This is a genomic window from Paraburkholderia sp. BL6669N2 (genome assembly GCF_003387275.1).
In the GTDB taxonomy this organism is placed as follows: Bacteria; Pseudomonadota; Gammaproteobacteria; order Burkholderiales; family Burkholderiaceae; genus Paraburkholderia.
In genome coordinates, this window is record NZ_QUNA01000003.1 from 232564 (window position 1) to 253952 (window position 21389).

The window sequence follows — 21389 nt, forward strand, 5'->3', positions numbered from 1 at the left end:
GCTTGCAATTACCCACTTCTGTTCAGGGCGAGTTCATATCCCAGCTGAATGTCTGTAAGGCGCTGCATGCCGCGCCACATAACTGTATTGCCCGGGGGCGGGTCGCTGGCGCGTGCGAGATAGCCTCCGAGTCGTGCGACCTTGATCAGGTTTCGCAAGAGCGGCGGTGCCTGCGTGGTAAGCGGTGAGTCAGAAACCACACGCTCGAGCAAATCGATTTCGGCTGGTGTGAACGCCGCGTCGACAGGGGCCTCGGGTGCACACCGACTAATCATGATGAGCCAGAATACGCGCCAGCTCAGGATGCAAAACACTGAAATCAGGTTCGCAAGTCGGTCGGCGGTGCGCAGCTTCGAGTCTTCAGCCTTGCACCCGGACTTGAGAATTTTGTGGAAGGTTTCAATCTTCCAGCGCATGGCGTACCAGTCGAGTTTCTCGATTGCTTCGGCACGTGATCGGACCGAGAGGTTGGTCAGCAGCTTCCATTCGATTCCGGAGCGCCCGGGCGGCACCTCACGCTCATGCGCGTGAATCACCGTAAGTTGCAGCGCCGGATAACGATTCTGCTTACCGATGGGCGGCAACACTGTCATTCGCTGGTAGAGGACCTCAAGGGTCACTGTCATCGGATGCCCCTTCGCGTCGCGAATCTTGACACGGTGCACTCCTTTGACCTTAACCTGTTCCATTTCGTCCGCAATGGTGTGCTGACCATCGCCCGCGAGCCGGTCAACGCAGGTTCGTACGAGAAAGTATGTGCATAGATCGTGCGCCGTACAAAACAGTTCGTAAATGTCGCTTTCCCGATCGCCAACATGAACGCAACGCACCGGTTCGCCGAGCAGCGCTGTTGACTGACGCATGTTCTCGAACCACCGATAGCTTTCCTTCTCCTCAATTGGAACCCGCGTGGGATTGATGTGCCGCTTCAGCGCGGTAGTACCTTTGAACTTGTTTCTAGTCCAGAACCTCACCGCCGCCAGACCGAGCGGCAATCCCTCCGGGGTGACAACCAGACTCGAATGCATCAGGATGCCGCATTGCGTTAGCGGTTTCAACAGCCCATGTTTGCCCCGCTGGACAGATGTCTTGCCTGTGTAGCCAATAAGCTCTGGGCGCTCCCGCTGATACGAGAATGTCGTCGTATCTTGAAGCACGAGAATGGCGCCTTGCGTCGCCTTGAAACGATCGGCACTCGCCTGGAAGTGACCGCTCAGGATGTCCTGCTCGCTGACCCGATCGTTGGACAGGAATCGGTAAGCGGCTTTCGTTGAGGCCCAATCCTGACACGCGAAGGGAATCGGTTGGCCCATGCCTGACCACAATCGCTCCAGCACGATGCCAAACCGCTTGCGTAGTCTTGCATCCTGAAATTCGCCCGCCTCGACTTCCTTGTCGAACCACGCTCGTTCGTCCGCCTGTCGGTTGCCGACCATCTCGCTCGCACACGAAATATGACGAAGGCCAGGTTACCAGGTTTCGCGCCAGAGTTGTGGGTAATTGCAAGCTGGGTGAGCCGCTTACAGAGCGTTTCGTCATTGCAAGCCTGCATCTGCAGGGTTCGAGTGTCAGGACCATAGCACGGATACTTGGGCGCTCGCCGGCCACCGTTAACCATGAACTGACGCGAAACAGCTCTCCTGCAGGCTACGCATCGTTGCCTGCTGAAGTGCTCAGCGCCGCACGCCGCAGCGCGGGCCGCCGTTCCACAAAGCTTTGCCTGCAAAGCGTCTGCTGGCGTATCCTTCTCACTCTGCTCGAGTGGAAATGGTCGTCCCAGCAGACATCGTGCACACTCAAGCGCCTGTATCTGACTGACCCGACCCAGCAGGTTTCGCACGAAGCCATCTACACGGCCATCTACGCGCAGCCGCGCGGCGAACTGCCTGCCTGCGTCGTGGCCACAGCACGCGCATGCCGCGTACACGGGGCACAGACCGGCGCGGACAGACTCCCGACATAGTCAGTATTCGTGTGCGATCGCCCGAAATCGAGGACCGGCTGCTGCCCGGACACTGGGAAGGCGACTTCATCAGGGGGCTGGCAACCAGTCCCCGGTAGGTTTCTGGTTGAACGGGTCAGCCGCTTAGTGCTGCTCGCAAAGATGGAAGACGCCACCACCGCTTCAGCGCTGGTGGGCTTCTCCGCCAACTTAATTCGATTGTCGCGCCACTGCGCCAGAGCTTCACCTACGACCAGGGCAAAGAAATATCGCGGCATAAAGAGCTCACTGCCGCAACTGGCGTGAACGTGTACTTTTGCGACCCGCACAGCCCCTGGCAACGCGGCACTTGCGAAAACCCCAACGGGCTGCTGCGAAAGTATCTGCCGAAAGGCACTGACCTTTCGGTCTACAGTCAGGACGAACTCGACGCCATGGCCGACAGTCTGAATAGCCGGCCTCGTGCAACTGACGACTTCCATTCATCATTCGAGGCCTTCGCCGCGACCCTCGCATCAGCGAGTTAACCTCAAGACTCTAAACATTCGTAACCGTCCGACCGCGACCGTTCTTGACGGCGTGTTGATATCGAGCAGTTAAACGCGGCGCGTTGAGTTCAGGCGATGTTGTGGTGAAGGTGATCGGCAACGACCCATGGCAACAGTTCGTCGACGCGATTGACGGGATGCTCGGCGATGCGAGCGATGAGGTGGCGCAGGTAGGCCTCGGGATCAAGGCCATTCAGTTTGGCAGTACCGACCAGGGTGTAGATTGCGGCCCCGCGTTCGCCGCCGCTGTCGGAACCGAAGTGCAGGAAGTTTTTCCGGCCGAGAGCGACGGCACGTAAAGCGCGTTCGGCTGCGTTGTTGTCGATTTCCACGGCGCCGTCATCGACGTACAGCGTGAGCGCCGCCCACTGATTCAGCGCGTAGTTGATGGCTTTGGCGGTATCGCCTTTCTGCGACACCGTACCCAATGTCGAGCGCAGCCAGATCTCGAACGCATCGAGTAGCGGACGCGCCTGCTCTTGCCTGACACGTCTTCGTTCGTCTGGTGGCTTGCCGCGAATCGCGGCCTCAATTGCGTACAGTTCACCGATCCGGCGCAACGCTTCAGTATTGACCTCGTTCCTGCGTGCGACGAACAGATCGTGGAATTTGCGGCGCGCGTGTGCCATGCATGCCGCCTCACGCACATCACCACCCTCGTAGATCGCGTTGTACCCCGCGAACGCATCGGCCTGCAACGTTCCCCTGAAGTCCTTCAGATGGGCCTGTGGATATTCACCAGCCCTGGTGGGGCTGTATGCGAACCAGACCGCTGGCGCGTCCTTCGAGCCAGCCGGCCGGTCATCCCGAAAGTACGTCCAGAGCCGTGCGGTACGGGGCTTGCCATTGCCGGGCTCCAGCACAGGTACCGGCGTGTCATCCGCGTGAATCTTCGAGGCGCCCATCACATACCGGCGAACGACCTCTACGAGTGGCCGGAGCAACGCACTGCACTGGCCGACCCAGTCCGCGAGTGTCGAACGGCTGAGTTCCACGCGGTCGCGCGCATAGATCACTGACTGTCGGTATAGGGGAAGGTGGTCACAGAATTTGGCGACCAGGACATGCGCGAGCAACCCCGGACCCGGCATGCCGCGATCGATTGGCCGGCTGGGCGCGGCGCCCTGCACGATGCAGTCACAACAGGTACAAGCCTTCTTGAGTCGCCGGTGACGAATCACTCGCCAATGCCCCGGTACATAGTCGAGTTGCTCGGAAACGTCCTCGCCGAGGTCGCCAAGCGCGCCGCCGCATTGCGGACAGCACGCGTCGTCGGGCTGATGAACAATGTCTTCGCGCGGCAGATGTTCCGGAAGTGGTTTGCGTCCCGTCGGCTTGCCGGCTTCTGGGCGGGGCCTTGTCGGTGCGTCGACCGTCGCCGCGCCATCGTCGGCCTGCAGATCTTCGAGACGCAATTCCAGTTGCTCGATCTGGCGATCAATCTTCTCCGACTTGCGCCCGAACTGCATGCGCTGGAGCTTCGCGATCCACAGCTTCAGGTGCTCGATCTCGAGCGCCCGGTCGGAGAGTGTCTTCTGGAGCGTCGTTACAGTGTCGCGCAGATCCGCGAGCTCGCCTTCGCGCTCACGTAACGCCGCCCCACGCGCGAGCAAACGAGCCTTCAAGGCCTCGATATCGTCCGGAAGCGTAGCGTCGCTGGATGCCATGAAGGCAGTTTACGCGCGTGCATTGCGCTACGCCCGCGTTGTCACATACGTTTACAAAGCACTGCAGGGGCGGGCTGCATCGACGGGTTGTCGCCAGTCAAATCCTTCGAGCAGAAGGCCGAGTTGAGCGCTGGTCAACGAAACAACACCGCCGTCAGCACGAGGCCACGCAAAGCGCCCACGCTCCAGGCGTTTGGCGAACAGGCATAGGCCGCCGTCGCGCCAGTACAGGCACTTGATGAGGTCGCCAAGCCGCACGACATTCAACATACCGATCGCAAATCGTTACGATCGCATACCGCTGGCATCCCGCCTACGGCCAGGAATACAGGCTGGTCCGTCGTACTGGGCGCCGCGGAAATCAGATGGTTCACCTCGACGTGCCGCAACAGATCTCCCGCGAGTTGCCGGCCTGGATGCTCGATGCGTCGATATGCTCGGCAATGTCGCTCGGCGAACCGCGAGTGAGCGCCGAAGCGCTGGCCTTCCTGTGTCGCATCCTGTCTGAGCGAAAGCGCCACTCCGTCGAAGGAGGATCATCGAAACCTCTGTCAACGGAGGGCCATTCCGATGAGACGACTGCAAAGAGAACCCGGCGTACAGCTTCCGCTGGAACTGTATCGAGATCCAACCTTCAACGCAGCCATCGTGGGGAATCGACGGGAGGAAGTGATCGAAGCGCTCGCAGCACTTCTGCTGGAAGCGCTGGGCAGACCGGTGAACACAAACGACCCAGGAGATCGTGATGAGCCAGAAGATTTCCGCTGAGCATCTCTGCCGCGGTGCAGTCGTTTATGTCCGGCAGTCAACCATGAGCCAGGTGGTGGAGCACACGGAGAGCCAGAATCGTCAGTACGCGCTCGCCGAATCTGCGCGAGCCATGGGCTTTGCTTCAGTAACAACCATCGACGATGATCTTGGACGTTCGGGGTCCGGCAGTGTCGAGCGGCCTGGATTCCAGAAGCTGGTCGCGTCAGTGTGCGCAGGATCCGTCGGCGCCGTGTTCTGTCTCGAGGCTTCACGACTTGCGCGCAACGGCCGCGATTGGCACCATCTCATTGATCTTTGCGCACTGGTCGGCACGGTCGTGGTTGATCACGACGGTATTTATGACCCCAGGCTGGTCAACGATCGACTCCTGCTTGGACTCAAAGGAACGATGTCGGAGTACGAACTCAGTCTGCTGCGACAGCGCGGCATTGCCGCCCGTGATTCGAAGGCCCGGCGTGGGGAGTTGCGCTTCGCGCTACCTCCCGGCTACTGCTGGAACGAGCTTGGACAGATCGAGATGGATGCGGACGAGCGGGTTGCCGAGGCGATCCGGGTGCTATTCCGTAAGTTTCGCGAACTCGGCAGTGCCCGTCAGGTGCTGCTATGGGCCATACAATCGGATGTCAAGCTGCCCGTAACGCGGCACGGCCCCGCCGGCATCCGGATCGAATGGAGCCGGCCTGCATATCACACGGTTGTCCAGATACTGGAGCATCCGGTTTATGCTGGGGCGTATGTGTTTGGAAGGACGACCCACCGCACTGCTGTCATCGACGGACGGGCTCGCAAGACTGAAGGCCACTCCAAACCGATGAGAGACTGGAGCGTCCTGCTGCGGGACCATCACCCTGGGTATATCACGTGGGATCAGTTCGAGGAGCATCAAAGGATGATTGCCGAGAACACACACATGAAGAAGCGAGCCTCCCGCCGATCTGCTCGTGGCGGGCGGGCCTTGCTGACTGGCCTGGCTCGATGTGGCCGATGCGGTCGAATGATGCGAGTCAACTACGGCACGAGAGCCGGTCACGCGCATCGCTATTATTGCCGCGGCGACGAAGCACACGTCGGAGCATTTCGCTGTATCGGAATCGGTGGAATACGTATCGACAAAGCGGTGGCGGCCGCAATTCTCGAAGCGGTTTCGGAGCATGCAGTGGAAGCGGCCGTTCGCGCTGCACAGCAAACATCGCGCGCAGGCGATGATGTGCGTCGCGCGTTAGCCTGCGAACTCGAGGAAGCGCGCTACGATGCCTCTCTTGCCGCACGCCGGTATGAGGTTGTCGATCCGACGAAACGATTGGTTGCACGCGAGCTTGAAGGGCGTTGGAATACGGCCCTTGAACGTGTCGCTCATCTCGAAGAGCGCGCAGCGCTTCTGGACCGCGAGGTTGCAAGCCGGCCCGCGATCGACCAGACGCAGTTGATGACGCTCGCGCGCGATCTCCCGGCGGCGTGGAATGCGCCGGGCACCGATATGCGAACAAAGCAGCGGCTGACCCGCATTCTCATTCAGGAAGTCGTGATTGATCTGGATGACATCACGAATGAAGCGGTCGCCACGGTTCATTGGACGGGTGGTCGGCACACAGAACTGCGAGTTGCGCGGGTAAATGTTGGTCGATATCCATCCAGCCAACACTTCAGTGCTGTTGAGGTCATGCGCAAGCTCGGTGGACAGTGGCCGGACAGGGAGCTTGCGGTGACCATGAACCGGATGCGATGCAAATCGCCAGACAGCAGGACCTGGACCACGGTTCGTGTTACCGAAATGCGTGAACGGCTGGGCATTGCGCCTTTCGATCCAACCGCGTCGCATGCGGAGACGATCAGCGTGGAAGAGGCCTCACGACGACTGGGAATCTACGGGAGCTCGATTCACCGCCTGATACGGGAGGGAATACTGCCTGCGACTCAACTCATGCCCTCCGCGCCTTGGCAGGTTCCTGTTGCTGCGCTCGATTCCGACGCCGTCAGGGCAGGTGTACAGGCTATAAAGGACAGGCGACCGCCTCACTTCAAAGCCCGACAGGAAGCAGATAAGTCACTCAAGCTGCCAGGCTTCTAACCAAAGGATGCACTATGTCACGAGACTCCCACGTTTGCCCCTGAACACGAAGATGTGGCCAGAGAATGGATCCTTCGCCAGCACGGTCTGCACCTTCGCGGCCAGGCCGTCGAAGCCGCAGCGCATATCCGTAAATCCGGCGGCAACCCAGATGCGCGTGTTTGCCAGCGGACCAATCATCGGATCAGGCACTGGATCACCACGCGCAGCGTGTCGGGATCGACGCTCCCTTCAACGTGTACCTCGCCCCGTGGCAACTGGATTCGGATCGTGCCGGGCGCCTGTGCCGCAGGCGTCGATGCATCCGGTTCGGCCGCGCCGCTGTCGCTGGCCTCATTCACGGTGACCGGCAGCAAGGCGCATTCGCGACCGTTCACGCCAAGGCGTCCATCCAGATACTGCTTGCGCCAGTCGAACAGCTGATTCGCGTTCACTTCGTGACTGCGTGCAATCTCCGCCACCGAACGTCCACTGGATAACGTCTCTTCGACGATCTGGCGTTTCTCGTCCACGGTACGCCGGCGATACTTCCGGGCGCCTTTGACTTCGGTGAATTCAGTCACTGTGTCCATGATTCCTTTGTGGACACAGTCACATTTGTGCCCCCGGAAAGCATGGCGTCGCCTTCATCAGGCGTCTATACGGTCAGGGTCGGACGGTTACAAACATTCATCCCGCTGTTGCGCTTCACCCTCGAAACCGTCAGAAAAAAATCTGATGACCACATTTTTACAGATGCGCTCCTTACCGTAGTTTGAGGCTGCAGATCGTGACGATGAAAGCGGGTTCCATTGCTTGAAACCCCTATGTTCCGAGCCGCCGTAAGCAGATGGGCTAAAACGCCAACATGTTGGCGTTTTCCGTCACCGGCATTACGTCGGAAGGTGGCCTATGTATGATGCACTGCAACTGAAGACCAACCGTTTTTTGTACAGGTGAGAGTCACAATTGCGTTGGCGACAAATGCAATGGCAGCTCATCATTCGAGAATGAGGAGCCCTCTTGGAGGAGTTGAGGATGCGCGAAATGCGCGTGGTGCCACAACAAGTACAGATAGCTTCTCAATCGAACTGAGCCAGTGGGGATTGATGTGACACGTAGCGCCGTTAAACGGCGCTCTCGCTATTTCACCGATAGGTGCCGGTTTCTCTGACATGCGTAGCCAGGTTCGAAAAGAGTGCATGACAGCGCGAACGCCCTCTCATCCGTGAGGATGGGTGAGATGGATCGCTGCGGGGAAAAAATATGGTGGAGATTTTCCGACTCTGCCTGACGATTAAAATTAGTCAGTTGTGTCGCGTTGTGGGACAGGGCTTTCTACTGTGGGAGTTGGCGATGGTTGAACAGGGTGGCGAAAGGATATCTGGAGGGGATGCTCTGATGGGTTCGAACTGCATTACTCCCATTGACTGCACCGGTGTTCTGCAAAAACTGCATATGGAGGCTCCATGAGCACGGTATTCAGGATGGGAAGTCAGCCGATAAGCGCTAGCTCTTACGGACTCCTAGCTCGCGTTGCCGACATCGCCCTAGTCATTGTTTGCGCGGTAACTGCAGCAAAACTGAGATTTGCCGACGTCCACTTGGATAGCGCCATCGTGGCGTTCTCATGCGCCTTCACGCTTGCGATCTTTCCTGCATTCGGGATCTACCAGTCGTGGCGCGGCAGGTCAATGTTCTCGCTCGTTGGAAGAATCACGCTTGCGTGGCTTATCGTCCAATGTGGAACTGTTTTCGTGGTCTTCTTCCTTCACAACTCAGATTTGATTTCGCGTCTCTGGTGGGCCTACTCTGTAGGCTTAACGGTCGTAGCCTTCATTGCGATCAGGCTTCTTTGCTACCGTGTATTGCGCTCCCTAAGAAGAGCTGGGATGAATCTGCGAATGGTCGCCGTCGTTGGACGCGGAGCGTATACCCAGCGAATCCTGGATCATCTTGCACGGTCGCCAGAGAGCGGGTTCCGTGTGACTGCTACGTTCGAAGGCAACCTTGCAACGGAGAGCGTCAACGCTGAGATTTCAACTCCTGCGGCACACTTCGGGGGTCTTTCAGAAAGAATACGTGATCTAAGCATTGACGAAATATGGCTCGCATTACCGCTTTCCGAAGAAGCAGTTATCTCAAAGTTCGTCGACGAATTTCGGGATGATTTGGTAAATATTCGACTTATGCCCGATGTGAGTTCGCTCGCGATATTCGACGGAAAGCTAAGTTCCCTGATCGGCTTTCCAGCCATAGATTTGGCAGCCTCTCCATTGCCTCCGCAAGGTTTACTTGGGAAGGCAATTTTTGATCGGACGTTTGCGCTGCTCGCCATTTTATCATTAGCACCTCTAATGACTGCAATAGCAATCGCTATCAAACTGACATCAAAGGGGCCGATATTCTTTACGCAGCGAAGAAAAGGCGCTGAGGGGCGTATATTCCGGATCTTTAAGTTCAGGACAATGCGACCGAATAGCGACAAGCCGGGCATTGTTATTCAAGCAACCCGCAACGACTCCAGAGTAACGCCTGTCGGAAAATTCCTTCGTCGTACAAGTCTGGATGAGCTTCCACAGTTCATCAATGTTTTGATTGGCGACATGTCCGTAGTTGGCCCTCGCCCGCACGCAATCGAGCACGACGAACAGTACCGGAAACTAGTTGATCAATATATGCAACGTTATCGGGTGAAACCGGGCATAACCGGCTGGGCACAGGTTAATGGATTTCGCGGTGAGACAGATCGCGTCGAAAAGATGCAGAAGAGAGTCGAGCACGACCTTTTTTATCTGAAAAACTGGTCATTTACCCTTGATATGCGAATCGTTTTGGCGACATTCGTCAAGGGTATCGTCCATCGAAACGCATACTGAAAGAACACAGGGTCGGGCCGAGTTTTTGCGAAGGTCGTAACTGAATTTGTCTATAGGAAAAACGTAATGGTCGGGGCGAAAATTGTTGGACGGGGGGATGAGTTGAGGATCATTGCAAGACAGAGTGTCTTCATGCTGCGGCGTTTGGGAACACTGATTCCAATCATTGGAGTCGCTCTGAGTCTCGTAGCCTGCGGAGTGGCTCCCGGTATGCGTATGTCGCAACCGGCGCAGCTCCCCGTAACGGACGCAACTTCGGCCGGTGGTGTCCGGCAGCTCGATATCCCAATCGAAGAGATTAACCTTAGTCTGATCAAGCAACTGCGCGATCAGGCAACGAACCAGCAAAGCCCCGCAGTTCTCGCGTTGCTATCGCAGCCAAAGGAGAAGTACACCGTAGGTATCGGTGACGTTCTCCAGATCACCGTCTGGGATCATCCGGAATTCGCTGAGGCCGTGGGGGCGCAGCCAAACACCGTTGCGCGCGCGAGCGATCCTTCGCAAGGCGTTATCGTGGATCAAGATGGCAATATACAGTTCCCTTACGTCGGGGTATTGCGAGCGGCGGGCCTGCGGACTGAGGAAATACAAAGATCTCTTACCGGTAGCTTGTCGCGGTATTTCACTCATCCTCAAGTGACCGTGCGTATTGCATCATTTCGGTCCAAGAAGATCTATTTGGATGGGGAGGTTCATAATCCCGGTGCTGTGCCATTGACCGACATACCGATGAATTTTTTTGAGGCGGTGGCAGGAGGTGGGGGATTCACCGCTGGTGCAGACCAAAGCCGTGTCGTGGTGGTTCGCCGCGGGGCTACATATCGAATCGACTTCCCAAAGATGCTTGAGAAAGGAGTCAACCCGGCGCAGTTGATTTTGCGAGATGGTGATTTCGTACGCGTTTTGGCGCGTGACGACAACAACATCTTTGTGATGGGCGAGGTTACGAAGCCAGCAATTGCGGTGCCGATGAAAGACGGGGAAATTACTTTGAGTCAGGCTATAGCTCAAGCTGGGAGCATTAATTCAAACACCGCAGACGCCGCACAGTTTTATGTTATCCGGGGCTCTATGAACGGCACGCCGCAGGTCTTTCACCTCAACGCGAGTTCACCGGTTTCGATGGTGCTGGCAAATGAGTTTCCGCTAGAACCTAAGGATATCGTATATGTTGACGGGAACGGGCTGGTTCGGATCAGTCGAGTGCTTAACTTGTTGTTGCCAGCGATTAACGCGGGGTTGGCGGGGGTTTACTACACGAAGTAATCTCGGCTGAAAGTGCGAATCTCATACCGAACGCAGGATAGGAAAATGAAAATTACTGTAATTGGCTCTGGCTACGTCGGCCTCGTCACGGGCGCATGCTTAGCAGAGGTTGGAAATGATGTTTTTTGTCTCGACCTCGACCAAAAGAAAATAGATCGACTGAAAAGCGGAGACGTCCCCATTTATGAACCCGGGCTTCCCGAGATCATTAGCAGAAACGTATCAGCATCGCGACTTCAGTTTTCCTCCGATGTCCGGGCAGCGGTCGATCATGGGGATATTCAGTTCATTGCGGTCGGAACGCCGCCGGGTGAGGACGGCTCCGCAGATCTTCAGTACGTCCTGGCAGCAGCGAAGAACATTGCGCGCTACGCCAACACGTACAAGATCGTTGTGAACAAATCCACTGTTCCAATCGGGACCGCGGAGCGTGTACGCGTTGCGATGGATTCCGTATTTGTCGAACGGGGTGTGAGCAGCGGTTTTTCCGTCGTGTCGAATCCAGAATTTCTTAAGGAGGGCGCGGCAGTTGAGGACTTTATGCGTCCCGATCGGATCATCATCGGGATCGGCAACGAACAGAAAGACGCAGTTGCTCGTGAAGCGATGGCTCGTCTCTATAAGCCGTTCAATCGAAATCACGAGCGAACGTTGTTCATGGATACGCGGTCGGCTGAGCTGACGAAGTATGCCGCAAATGCAATGCTCGCCACCCGCATATCATTCATGAACGAGATGGCAGAGTTGGCCGAAAAGGTCGGCGCTGACGTGGAAGACGTGCGTCAGGGTATCGGATCCGATCCGCGCATTGGCTATCACTTTCTTTATCCAGGATGCGGCTATGGGGGTTCGTGCTTCCCTAAAGATGTAAAGGCACTTGTCAGAATTTCGGAAGAACTTAATTCGGATGCCGTAATTTTGAAATCTGTCGAACTTAGAAATGCACGTCAAAAAGGCTTATTGTCGGAGAGGGTGGTCGCCCGCTTTGGGCCGGACCTGACCAATAAACGATTCGCAGTTTGGGGACTTTCATTCAAGCCGAACACGGATGACATGCGTGAAGCTCCGAGCAGATATCTAATAACGAGCTTGCTCGAGCGCGGCGCCAAAGTATTTGCGTATGACCCAGTCGCAATGAAGGAAGCGGAGATCACAATTGGAAATGATCTGAAAGGCAACATTTTTTCTGAAAATATCCAATATGTCAGCGACAAGATGGATGCAATTGCCGGTGCTGATGCCCTGATCATCGTCACTGAATGGAAGGAGTTCCGCAGCCAAGATCTTTCGCGTGTGCGCGACCTATTGAAAACCCCCGTTATCTTCGACGGGCGAAACATCTACGACCTCGAAATTATGGATTTGCTGGAATTCGAATATCACGGGATCGGCCGACAAAATAATATCGCTAAGAGCTGTTACCCCAATGCGAGACAAAGGTAATGGAGTCAATTCTTATTGTCTGCACGGGGAATATATGCCGAAGTCCGATGGCTGAGGGCTACCTCAAAGAATATCTTTCCGGGATTAAGGTCGAATCTGCAGGCGTAGACGCCGTTGTTGGAAGCGGCGCCGATAAATTTGCAAAATCCGTGATGGCGGACGTTGGCATCGACATCGAAGCTCACCGCGCTAGGCAATTCGAGAGTTGGATGTGCAAAGCGTACGATCTAATTCTAGTTCTGGACCGGTCGCAACGAGAATACATCGAGCGGGCCTCCCCGTTTTCCAGAGGGAGAATATTTCCTTTTGAAAAGGAAGGGGGGGAAATTGAGGATCCGTTCCGCGGGGGTATCGACAAATTTAGACGCGTATACACCGAAATTGAACGAAGCGGTGCATTTTGGCTGAACCGGCTTGAGCAACTCTGCACGGCATCTGTTCGCGGGTAAATATGCTGCAAGGGTATCGTGCTCGTGATTATTTCTAAAACTAGGTTAAAAAAGCTGACTAAATGAATACTCCGTCTCTAAAAAGCCAGCGAGATCAAGAAGTAGTCGAGGAGTACTCGTACCCGCTTCTCGATGTTTTGCTCGACCATAAACGGGTGGTGGCGTCCGTTTTTGTGCTGTTCTTGTTGATCGGCGTTGCGTATGCATTTTTGGCTCGACCGCAATACGAAGCGGATATCCTCGTTCAAGTCGAGGATAGCCCGCAGAACACGGTCTCGAAGGGTGTATTGGGCGACGTGTCGTCGCTCTTCGACGTCCAGTCGACGGGCCAAGATGAGACACAAATTATCCAGTCCCGGAGGGTCGTTACTGCAGCGGTCGACAAGGTCAAGCTATATATCGACGCGCAGCCACGATATTTCCCCCTGATTGGATTTTGGACTGCAAAGTACAGGTCAGATCGCGCACTAGGCCTCTCAAATCCTGGGGTATTTGGGGTAGGTGGTTTCGCGTGGGGCGACGAGCGCATTGACGTTGATGTTTTCGATGTGCCGCAAGTCGACGAGGACGACAAATTCAAACTGACGATCCTCCAAAAAGGGGTATATCAGCTCGACGGGTCTGATCTTGATGCCCCTGTCGTTGGTGTAGTCGGGAAGGAAGAAGTCTTCCAGACCGCAGTAGGCACAATTCGTCTGAAGGTCGCGAATGTCCATGCGAACCCCGGAACTAGGTTCAATCTCTATCGGCACTCGCGCCTCGACACTATTCAACAGCTTCAGAATCAGTTGATTGTCCAACAAACGGACAAACAATCGAATGTGATGTCTGTTTCGCTCACTGATACGAATCCAGAAAAAATAACGGAGATTGTTAACGAGATTGGGCAACAGTACGTGTTTCAGAACGCTCAACGTAAAGCGGCGCAGGCTGCGCAGTCGTTGGAGTTCTTGAATCAACAGCTTCCCGAACTCAAGAGAAATCTGGAACTTTCAGAGCAGCGATACACGGATTTTCGCAATCGGCACGGGACAATTGACCTTTCACAGGAGGCGTTGCTGGCGTTGCAGCAGTCGTCGCAAGACGAGGCACAGATTGTCGAGTTCGAAGCCAAGCGAAGCGATCTTTTGCAACGATATGCATCAAATCACCCTTCTGTGATTGGTTTGGGCAAGCAAATCGAGACACTCCAGCAGGACCAGAAGCGCATTTTGGCGAAGATCCTAACGCTGCCGAATTTGCAACAGGACGCCGTCAGACTTCAGCTCGATGTCAATATTGACACGCAGCTCTATGCGTCGTTGCAGAACAGTGCCCAGGAACTCCAGCTTGTCCAAGCGGGCGCGACGGGTAACGTGCGAGTCGTTGATCACGCACTGGTGCCAGAAGTTCCGGTGAAGCCGCGAAAGGCGCTTGTCGTAGCGATCGTGGCCGTACTTGGTTTCCTGTGCTCTATCGCCGTGGCCATACTGCACGACCTGTGGTTTGGTGGAATCACGTCGGCGGCGGAGATCGAGCAACATACCGGTCTTCACGTGTATGCATCGGTGTTTCAATCGAATAACGAAACTGCTGCTGAAAAAGAGAGGCGCTTAGGTACTCTGGCCGACTGCCATCCGAATGATGTGGCAGTCGAGGCACTGCGCAGTCTAAGAACCGCTCTCCAGTTTGCTTTGCTCGATGCGAAAAATAACTTGGTGCTTATCACCGGTCCCGCACCGTCAGTCGGTAAATCGTTTGTTGCAAGTAACCTCGCTGGTTTGCTTGCAACGGGAAATAAGAAGGTGCTCTTGATCGACGCGGACATTCGGAATGGGCGCTTGCATGCGATCTATGGGAAAGAGCGAGAACGCGGTTTGACGGAAGTCATCACTGGGAGTGCGAGGTTCGAAGACGCGCTTCATCGGGACGTCTCGAAGGGTTTGGATTTGCTCACCACTGGCATATTGCCGCCGAATCCATCTGAAGTGCTTGATAGCCCGCGCATTACGGAGTTGCTTGAGAGGCTGAAGTCCGGCTATGACTTGATTGTCTTCGACACCGCGCCCGTGCTGGCCGCGGCCGACGCGGAATTGTTAAGTCGACACGTCGGCACCGTCTTGCTGGTGGCGCGTGCCGGGTTCTCCAAGATCGGGGAGATCGCAGAGGCAACGAGGCGTCTTAGGCAAGTGCCAGCTCACGTCGCTGGCGTGGTTCTGAACGGAGTGAATGCGAGTCGCGGCCGCTATCGTTATGGGTCGAAGTACGGCGGCTACCGCTATTACGCATACGAATATATAAAGGCCTCGCAGAAAAATAGATCAAGGCTTCTTCAATTTTGGAAATGATGTAACAGTCCATGATTCGCAGGGTTGTCGCCCTATCGTAGACACCCTGCAGTTCCCATGATCTACGCAAGGCACTTTTCATTCGAGGCTCAAGTTGGCACAAGACATCTTGCTTTTATGTGTGGACTACAAGAATGATGAAGAAACTGAGGCGTTTGTCCGTGCCGTGTTTGCGGCCGACACCGCATCACGCGTATTTGTCTCTGTAGCAGACAACTCTGAAAAATCAGAAGCAGATTGGATTTCGTTCGCGACGAAATTTTGCAATTTTGGAGAAAGAATAATTGTTTCCGCGTGCGGGGGAAATCTAGGCTATTTTGGTGGTTTGAATTTCGCATATCAGAAAGGATTAGAAAAATTCAAGAACCAGAATTTCCTTTGCGTCGTTGTTTCAAACACGGATATTGAGCTGATAGGGCAGCACTTCTTCGATCGATTGACCGAAGCGGTCTCGGATTGCGAATATTCGAATGTGGGTGTGATTGCGCCCTCAATCCGATCATCGATTACGGGAGCCGATCAAAATCCTTTTTATCCGTACAAGCCGTCCCGTAAGAAATTCACGCTTCTCGGGAAAATATATTCGGTGTACACGTTCGCCGTAGCACATCGCCTGCTCGCGAACGTAAAGAAGGTCATTCACAATGCGACGCACGCAGAATCGAAATTAAAAAGAGACATTTACGGGGCGCACGGGTCGTTTATGGTGTTCCTCAAGCGTTACTTTGGGTCCGGCTTGGGATTCAATTATCCTGAATTTCTGTTTTGCGAGGAAATGTTTGTTGCAGAACAGTGCAAACAGGCAGGCCTCAGGACGGTATATCTCCCAGAGATTGAAGTTATTCATCGAGAACACTCAAGTACCGGGCTTATCCCAAGTCGAGAAATCGTCGAATATTTGCGTCGTTCCCACGAATTTTGTCGGGATAATTACTTCTGATGGAATATATAAACATAACGCTTCAGTTTGCTATGTGGCGAGTCGCGCTAAAAATCTTGAAAGCGCCGTTCCACCCAGTAGTGATTCTGTGCCAACTATGGTTCATAGTCGCATTATGCACGGGACTGTTTGCGCCGGACTACTACTACTCCCCCCTCGCATACATGATAGTAATCTGTATGGAGGCAAGTGCAATCTTAGGAGCGCTTGCGTATTTTCTCATCTCTTCTGACGGGATGAGTCATTCCGCTCGCAATCTTCCCTACGAATTTCAATACTTTCGGCCTATTATATATGGCTCGGTATTTTTTGGGTTTATTGCCATTACTTCGATTCTACGGACACAGGGAATCGGGATCGGGAAGTTGTTTTCTTTTAGCGGAATCTTAGAAATTAGTCATGCGATGTCGGTGGCGAGATATGAGGATCAGTTTCAGCTACCTCTTGGAGCACGATTAGGGCAGATGTTTATCTTCTTCAGTTCAGCAGTTTCCGGACTGATGAAATCTTTACACCCAAAGAAGTACAGAAAACATGAATACTTTGTCTCGATCATCCCTTCATTGATGATCGCACTCATCCTTACGACGCGCGCTGCCGTCCTGTTCAACCTTATTTTCTGGGTGTCCGGAAATTTTTGCGGCTCGCTCTTAGGGGGAGGACGGGTAAATCTTAAATTTTTTACGAAGCGTGTCGCTATCTATGGCGGTGGCGGGGCGCTCTTTATCGCCTTCATGTTTATTTCTCTACAGTTTCTTCGTGGAGGCATTACTGATATTAGCCGCCTTAACGAAGTCCTAATGCACTTACGACAATGGCCCGTCGGGAGTATTGGTGGCTTCAGCCTGTGGGTTGATTCTTATGATTTTCGATCAACGCTTACTAATGGGTATCTCACGTTCGTTGGGATTTTCGATTTATTTGGAATTCAAGCAAGAAAAGCAGGCCTGTATGACCAGTATGTCAATTTGGGCAGCGGAGACTCCTGGGGAAATATCTACACTGCGTTCCGCGGACTAATACAGGATTTCTCGATTTTGGGTGCTCTGGTTTATATGGGAGGCATTGGGTTCTTTAGCGCTCTGGCATTTGGGAAATGCGTGAACGGGCGGGTCGTCTGGGCCGCATTGCTGGTTGCGATGTACGGCTTCATCGTCTGGACTCCGATTGTAAGTTTCTTTAGCTACACCGCCCACATCGGCGCCTGCGTAGGTTTCGCGATTTACCTTAAGTATTTTAGCCGCCGGCGTAGGGTACTTCGCGCGGGAGTGCAGGGATGACTATGAACATTAGACGGCTGCCATTGTTCGTCATTGCCCGAGCCTGTCCGGCAATGAGTACGCTTGCAATTGCGTACACAGTTGAACGAATGATGGGTGCAGCAACTTACGGGCAATTTTCTCTCGTATTCACTGCATACCTGTCGGCCGCGGCGTTTTTCTTCGGCTGGATTTCACAGGGAGTTGCGAGATTCAGCAATGGTGAGGACGATTTATTAAGTACCGGACCTGAAGTATTTTTTGTGGGTTGGATCGCCTCGGTGACTCTTATTTTGACTTGCGCAGGCGTCGTATCTTTCTTCTGGGGGCCGCGGTCCGTCGTTTTCCTTTCGGCAGTTGCTGCGTGCGCCCAAGGTTTGCATTTGCTGGTTGTATCTATACATCAGGCGCGGTTCAGAATTAACGCTTATTTGAGATTAGAAGCGATCAGAGCTGCTTGTATTGCGACGTGTGTGATTCTACCGACTATCTATTGGGCCGAAAGTTTTACAGACCTAGTAGTGGGGCTCACAGCCGGTACTCTATTAGAGTTCGCCATCGTCGCGGTTTTTTTTAGGAAATACGTATCATTTAATAAGACCGCCACTAGCGAAATAGACGCAAGATTGCTTGAGGTGTTGCAGTACAGCTGGCCGATTGCCATCTGGCTTGCAACTTCCTTGGCCATTCCATTTATGGATCGATTCGTTTTGGGTCTGATTTCAAATAAATCAACTATGGGGCAGTATGCTTATCAATATGACATTGTATTTCGTTCCTTCACTTTCATCTTATTGCCAGTAACGTTGGTTGTGCAGCCATCAATTTTCAAGGCGTACTCAGAAAATGACATTTCGCTCGTAAAATCCCTGATCAGAAAAGGAATTATTCTTCAAAGTTTATTGGGTGGATTTCTCATTGTATTTCTGTATGCAGTTATATTCCATATTGGTAATTTTTACGGCAAAGGAATTCACCTCGATAAAGGTGTATTCGTGACTTTATCTGTTGCCGCATGTTGCTGGCAGATCGCATTAATGTGTCAAAAAGTTCTCGAGTGCAAGAAAATGATCATGCAAATGGTCGCACTTTTGTTTTTTTTGCTATCTCTGCGGAAGCCTGGTTCCGTCAATTCTTCTTTACCGCGTATTTGGCATGGCGGGTTTCTCTACTGGCGCGTTGCTAAGTGGAGCCACGTATTGCGCCATATCGCTTTATTTAGGGCGCAAGGCGCCGATGACCTTTTGATTTTTCAAAGAAAATAATGCGGGGGTTTGAAATGATTCTGTCGACTTTCATCTGTCTTGTTATTGTATTTTTTTACCCATACGTGATATTTCCTGTTGGACTTGTTTTTTTGCAAAAAATTATTAAGAAGTCCGAATCATTGGGTAATGGAAAATGGGAAGGCGAACTCCCCGAGGTCTCACTCATCGTTTCAGCATATAACGAGGAAAAGGTAATTCAAGAAAAAATCGAGAACGCGTTATGCTCAAAATATCCGAGCGCAAAGTTACAGATTATTGTCGCCTCCGACGGTTCGACAGATGGGACGGCCGACATTGCGAGGTCCTATAGTCAAGCGGGCGTTGTTCTGATGCACTCTGACACGAGACGGGGAAAAAACGCTTGCCTGAACGCCGCAGTCGGAATGGCGAAGGGTCAAATTATTGCATTCACGGACGCGAATGCAATGTTCGACGATATGGCGATTCAGTATCTTGTCGACGGATTCGACTCCGAAAAAGTCGGATGTGTAGTGGGTAAAGAGAGAAGGTCTGCAAAGAAAAATGATGGTACGTCGAAAAGTGACGGCGTTTATTGGAGGTTTGAAAATTGGATCAAGGAAGCGCTAAACCGATTCGGGTTAGTGATTGTCGGAAATGGGCCGATTTTGGCGGTTAGGCGCGAGCTTTTCAGGCCACTCAGCAATGATGTCGCAAACGACTTCGAGACTCCGATGCAGATCGGGAACAGTGGTTGGCGCGTAATCTTTCAGGACAAAGCGCTTTCATTTGAAAACTCTGCGACGAAAGCGCAGGAGGAATATCGTCGTAAGACACGAATTGTTGTTCGCGGCTTGACAGGTTTCTCCCGAAATTTTAGCGATCTGCGAGGTGCGCGTTTCTTTGTCTTTGTTTCACACAAGGTTATTAGATGGTTTGGCGCATTTCTTCAATTTGCTATTTTGGTCCTAAGTTTACTGATCCTCGACGAACATCCATGGTTCGCGAGCGTCGCATTGGGTGCGCAGTTTATATTTTACCTGCTAGCGGCTGCTGGCGCGGTAAACTTGTTTGGCGTACGCAAGTCTAAATATGTCGCCATTCCGTTTTATTTTTGCATGGTCAATTTAGCTGCGGCCGTTGCAATTTGTAGGTTCACGCTCGGGGTGCGTGTTTCTGTGTGGGAAAAGGCAGCCAGTGTTCGTCAATAATCGGCGGGAGAAGATATGGCTAGGGTTAGGGGTTGCAGATTTGCAATTGCTCTCTGCGTGTTGCAAGGCATCGCCGCGACTTCCTTGGCCGCGCCTGCTTCGCAGACGAAGATATTTATCGACGACGTTTGGGCCGGCACTCGAGTCGGTTTCGATGCGGTCCGAGTCGGCGATAAAGTGTATATCGGATATTATGACTCATCTCGCCATCTCGCGGTCGCCGAAGCGGATCTGCACACTTTTGCGGTTAGAAAAATACGTCTCGAAAGTCAGTTTTCTGGGTGGGACTCGCACAACTATATTGTTCTTTCGTTTGACAACTTCGGCTTTCTGCATGTGTCTGGAAACGAACATGCATCATCTCTTGTCTATGCGAGAATGACCGTGCCGAACGAACTTTCATCATTGACCTTGCTGAATCGAATGACCGGGGAGTTGGAGGAGCACGTCACGTACCCCGAATTTTTTCGAGGAAATGACGGAAGGTTGATTTTTGTCTACAGGGACGGCGGAAGTGGGAACGGGAATTATATTGTTAAGACTTTTAATGGAAGGTCTTGGGAAAATCTGATTGGTACACCCTTATTCGGGAGTTCTGGCACAAACGGGAGCGTGAGCGCTTACCCGACTAACTTTAGGAAAAACATAGACGGCAATTTTTGTGTTGCGTGGGTTTGGCGTCGAACACCTGACGTTAGTACGAATTCGGACATTTCATACGCCTGCAGCGCAGATTTGAAGATATGGTTGCGCTACGACGGAGTCAAATTGGACCTTCCAATAGAACAGGGAAGCGGAGCGGGGGTCGTCTCTGTACCGGAGAATTCCGGGTTATTCAATGATATAAAACTCGGTGAAAGTGGAAAGGGGGAACCGGTTATTTCGTTCTTGAAGTACGATGAGAAGGGATCAACTCAGTTATTTCATGCAGCACTTATAAATGGGGCATGGGTCGTAAAAGCCGTTACGAAATGGAGCTATCGATGGTCATTCGGAGGAAAAAAATCTATTCAAAGCGAGATATCATTCTCCGGATTGAATAGACAGCATGGACAATATGTTGAGCGCGTATTTAACAGTAAGTATGGCACTAAACTATATCTCTTCGAGAACGATGGATCGACTGTCAGTTCCATTAACGATGTTAAACCGTCCCATCCCGAGAACTTGGATATTGACTACAAGAGACCACTGAATCGGATTGTATCAACGGTGCGCGGAGCCGGTGATTCGACCAGGTTCTGGCTCAACTGGGGCGCGTATTCACCGGACAACCGGGATGCGCCACGTCGCTGCTTTTCACAGGGCAAGCCAGATCAATGCGAATTGTCCTCAAAGCTATTTCTAATTGGCGGACCGGTTCACTAAGTGCGTGATGAAGTGACCGGTCGAGGAGTGCCCCCCTGAGCGTTGC

At 53.3% G+C, this 21389-nt stretch carries 17 protein-coding genes and 1 pseudogene; 13 read left to right on the forward strand and 5 right to left on the reverse strand.

The window, feature by feature from the left end:
* Nucleotides 1–8: 8 nt before the first annotated feature.
* Nucleotides 9–1436: an IS4 family transposase gene (locus tag B0G80_RS44995; RefSeq protein ID WP_116124142.1), complete on the reverse strand. Its 1428-nt coding sequence runs from the start codon at nt 1434–1436 to the stop codon at nt 9–11.
* Nucleotides 1437–1507: 71 nt separating this feature from the next.
* Between B0G80_RS44995 and B0G80_RS45000 the strand changes: the two are divergent.
* Nucleotides 1508–2469, forward strand: a pseudogene (locus B0G80_RS45000) (IS30 family transposase).
* Between the two features lie 89 nt (nt 2470–2558).
* Here the strand turns inward: B0G80_RS45000 and tnpC are convergent.
* Nucleotides 2559–4157: an IS66 family transposase gene (gene tnpC, locus B0G80_RS45005; protein WP_116124143.1), complete on the reverse strand. Its 1599-nt coding sequence runs from the start codon at nt 4155–4157 to the stop codon at nt 2559–2561.
* Nucleotides 4158–4208: 51 nt separating this feature from the next.
* On the reverse strand, nt 4209–4427 hold the full coding sequence (gene tnpB, locus B0G80_RS45010; RefSeq protein ID WP_116124144.1) for an IS66 family insertion sequence element accessory protein TnpB: 219 nt from the start codon (nt 4425–4427) through the stop codon (nt 4209–4211).
* A gap of 300 nt (nt 4428–4727) precedes the next feature.
* On the opposite strand from tnpB (B0G80_RS45010), the gene B0G80_RS45605 reads away from it, so the two are divergent.
* Nucleotides 4728–4925: a hypothetical protein gene (locus B0G80_RS45605; RefSeq protein WP_147309901.1), complete on the forward strand. Its 198-nt coding sequence runs from the start codon at nt 4728–4730 to the stop codon at nt 4923–4925.
* Entirely contained in the window at nt 4903–6996 is a 2094-nt protein-coding gene (locus tag B0G80_RS45015) for a recombinase family protein (RefSeq protein ID WP_116124145.1), read from the forward strand. Before B0G80_RS45605 ends, B0G80_RS45015 begins: the two co-directional genes overlap by 23 nt.
* A gap of 12 nt (nt 6997–7008) precedes the next feature.
* On the opposite strand, the gene tnpB (B0G80_RS45020) is transcribed toward B0G80_RS45015, so the two are convergent.
* Entirely contained in the window at nt 7009–7188 is a 180-nt protein-coding gene (gene tnpB / locus B0G80_RS45020) for an IS66 family insertion sequence element accessory protein TnpB (RefSeq protein ID WP_220377538.1), read from the reverse strand.
* Nucleotides 7173–7568: an IS66-like element accessory protein TnpA gene (gene tnpA / locus B0G80_RS45025; protein WP_027196539.1), complete on the reverse strand. Its 396-nt coding sequence runs from the start codon at nt 7566–7568 to the stop codon at nt 7173–7175. The genes tnpB (B0G80_RS45020) and tnpA overlap by 16 nt, the downstream gene beginning before the upstream one ends.
* An 876-nt stretch (nt 7569–8444) precedes the next feature.
* Between tnpA and B0G80_RS45035 the strand changes: the two genes are divergently transcribed.
* The 10 genes from B0G80_RS45035 to B0G80_RS45080 all read left to right on the forward strand — a co-directional run bounded on the left by B0G80_RS45035 (nt 8445) and on the right by B0G80_RS45080 (nt 21343).
* The gene (locus B0G80_RS45035) at nt 8445–9854 is read left to right on the forward strand and encodes an undecaprenyl-phosphate glucose phosphotransferase (RefSeq protein ID WP_116124147.1); all 1410 of its coding nucleotides are present in this window, start codon (nt 8445–8447) and stop codon (nt 9852–9854) included.
* 210 nt (nt 9855–10064) lie between these two features.
* Nucleotides 10065–11120, forward strand: coding sequence for a polysaccharide biosynthesis/export family protein (locus B0G80_RS45040; protein WP_258879300.1), 1056 nt, complete (start codon nt 10065–10067; stop codon nt 11118–11120).
* 45 nt (nt 11121–11165) lie between these two features.
* Nucleotides 11166–12563, forward strand: a complete 1398-nt coding sequence (locus tag B0G80_RS45045; protein ID WP_116124148.1) for a UDP-glucose/GDP-mannose dehydrogenase family protein — start codon at nt 11166–11168, stop codon at nt 12561–12563.
* Entirely contained in the window at nt 12563–13012 is a 450-nt protein-coding gene (locus B0G80_RS45050) for a low molecular weight protein-tyrosine-phosphatase (protein WP_116124149.1), read from the forward strand. Before B0G80_RS45045 ends, B0G80_RS45050 begins: the two co-directional genes overlap by 1 nt.
* A 62-nt stretch (nt 13013–13074) precedes the next feature.
* Nucleotides 13075–15339: a polysaccharide biosynthesis tyrosine autokinase gene (locus B0G80_RS45055; protein ID WP_116124150.1), complete on the forward strand. Its 2265-nt coding sequence runs from the start codon at nt 13075–13077 to the stop codon at nt 15337–15339.
* A gap of 94 nt (nt 15340–15433) precedes the next feature.
* Nucleotides 15434–16279 (forward strand): glycosyltransferase family 2 protein, encoded by an 846-nt coding sequence (locus B0G80_RS45060; RefSeq protein WP_116124151.1) that lies wholly within the window; start codon nt 15434–15436, stop codon nt 16277–16279.
* Between the two features lie 32 nt (nt 16280–16311).
* Nucleotides 16312–17559 carry an O-antigen polymerase gene (locus B0G80_RS45065; protein ID WP_258879305.1) on the forward strand — a complete coding sequence of 416 codons (1248 nt, stop codon included), beginning with the start codon at nt 16312–16314 and terminating at the stop codon, nt 17557–17559.
* A complete protein-coding gene (locus B0G80_RS45070) occupies nt 17556–18803 on the forward strand; it encodes an oligosaccharide flippase family protein (protein ID WP_116124153.1) in 1248 nt (415 codons plus the stop codon). The genes B0G80_RS45065 and B0G80_RS45070 overlap by 4 nt, the downstream gene beginning before the upstream one ends.
* Before the next feature lie 14 nt (nt 18804–18817).
* On the forward strand, nt 18818–19975 hold the full coding sequence (locus B0G80_RS45075; RefSeq protein ID WP_181920244.1) for a glycosyltransferase family 2 protein: 1158 nt from the start codon (nt 18818–18820) through the stop codon (nt 19973–19975).
* A gap of 15 nt (nt 19976–19990) precedes the next feature.
* A complete protein-coding gene (locus tag B0G80_RS45080; protein ID WP_116124155.1) occupies nt 19991–21343 on the forward strand; it encodes a BNR repeat-containing protein in 1353 nt (450 codons plus the stop codon).
* Nucleotides 21344–21389 lie beyond the last annotated feature (46 nt).

Excerpts from the sequence above, each read along its gene's own strand:
- B0G80_RS44995 (WP_116124142.1), bottom strand. The coding sequence starts at position 1,436 with ATGGTCGGCAACCGACAGGCGGACGAACGAGCGTGGTTCGACAAGGAA.
- tnpC (WP_116124143.1), bottom strand. The coding sequence starts at position 4,157 with ATGGCATCCAGCGACGCTACGCTTCCGGACGATATCGAGGCCTTGAAG.
- tnpB (WP_116124144.1), bottom strand. The coding sequence starts at position 4,427 with ATGTTGAATGTCGTGCGGCTTGGCGACCTCATCAAGTGCCTGTACTGG.
- B0G80_RS45605 (WP_147309901.1), top strand. The coding sequence starts at position 4,728 with ATGAGACGACTGCAAAGAGAACCCGGCGTACAGCTTCCGCTGGAACTG.
- B0G80_RS45015 (WP_116124145.1), top strand. The coding sequence starts at position 4,903 with ATGAGCCAGAAGATTTCCGCTGAGCATCTCTGCCGCGGTGCAGTCGTT.
- tnpA (WP_027196539.1), bottom strand. The coding sequence starts at position 7,568 with ATGGACACAGTGACTGAATTCACCGAAGTCAAAGGCGCCCGGAAGTAT.
- B0G80_RS45035 (WP_116124147.1), top strand. The coding sequence starts at position 8,445 with ATGAGCACGGTATTCAGGATGGGAAGTCAGCCGATAAGCGCTAGCTCT.
- B0G80_RS45040 (WP_258879300.1), top strand. The coding sequence starts at position 10,065 with ATGCGTATGTCGCAACCGGCGCAGCTCCCCGTAACGGACGCAACTTCG.
- B0G80_RS45045 (WP_116124148.1), top strand. The coding sequence starts at position 11,166 with ATGAAAATTACTGTAATTGGCTCTGGCTACGTCGGCCTCGTCACGGGC.
- B0G80_RS45050 (WP_116124149.1), top strand. The coding sequence starts at position 12,563 with ATGGAGTCAATTCTTATTGTCTGCACGGGGAATATATGCCGAAGTCCG.
- B0G80_RS45055 (WP_116124150.1), top strand. The coding sequence starts at position 13,075 with ATGAATACTCCGTCTCTAAAAAGCCAGCGAGATCAAGAAGTAGTCGAG.
- B0G80_RS45065 (WP_258879305.1), top strand. The coding sequence starts at position 16,312 with ATGTGGCGAGTCGCGCTAAAAATCTTGAAAGCGCCGTTCCACCCAGTA.
- B0G80_RS45070 (WP_116124153.1), top strand. The coding sequence starts at position 17,556 with ATGACTATGAACATTAGACGGCTGCCATTGTTCGTCATTGCCCGAGCC.
- B0G80_RS45075 (WP_181920244.1), top strand. The coding sequence starts at position 18,818 with ATGATTCTGTCGACTTTCATCTGTCTTGTTATTGTATTTTTTTACCCA.
- B0G80_RS45080 (WP_116124155.1), top strand. The coding sequence starts at position 19,991 with ATGGCTAGGGTTAGGGGTTGCAGATTTGCAATTGCTCTCTGCGTGTTG.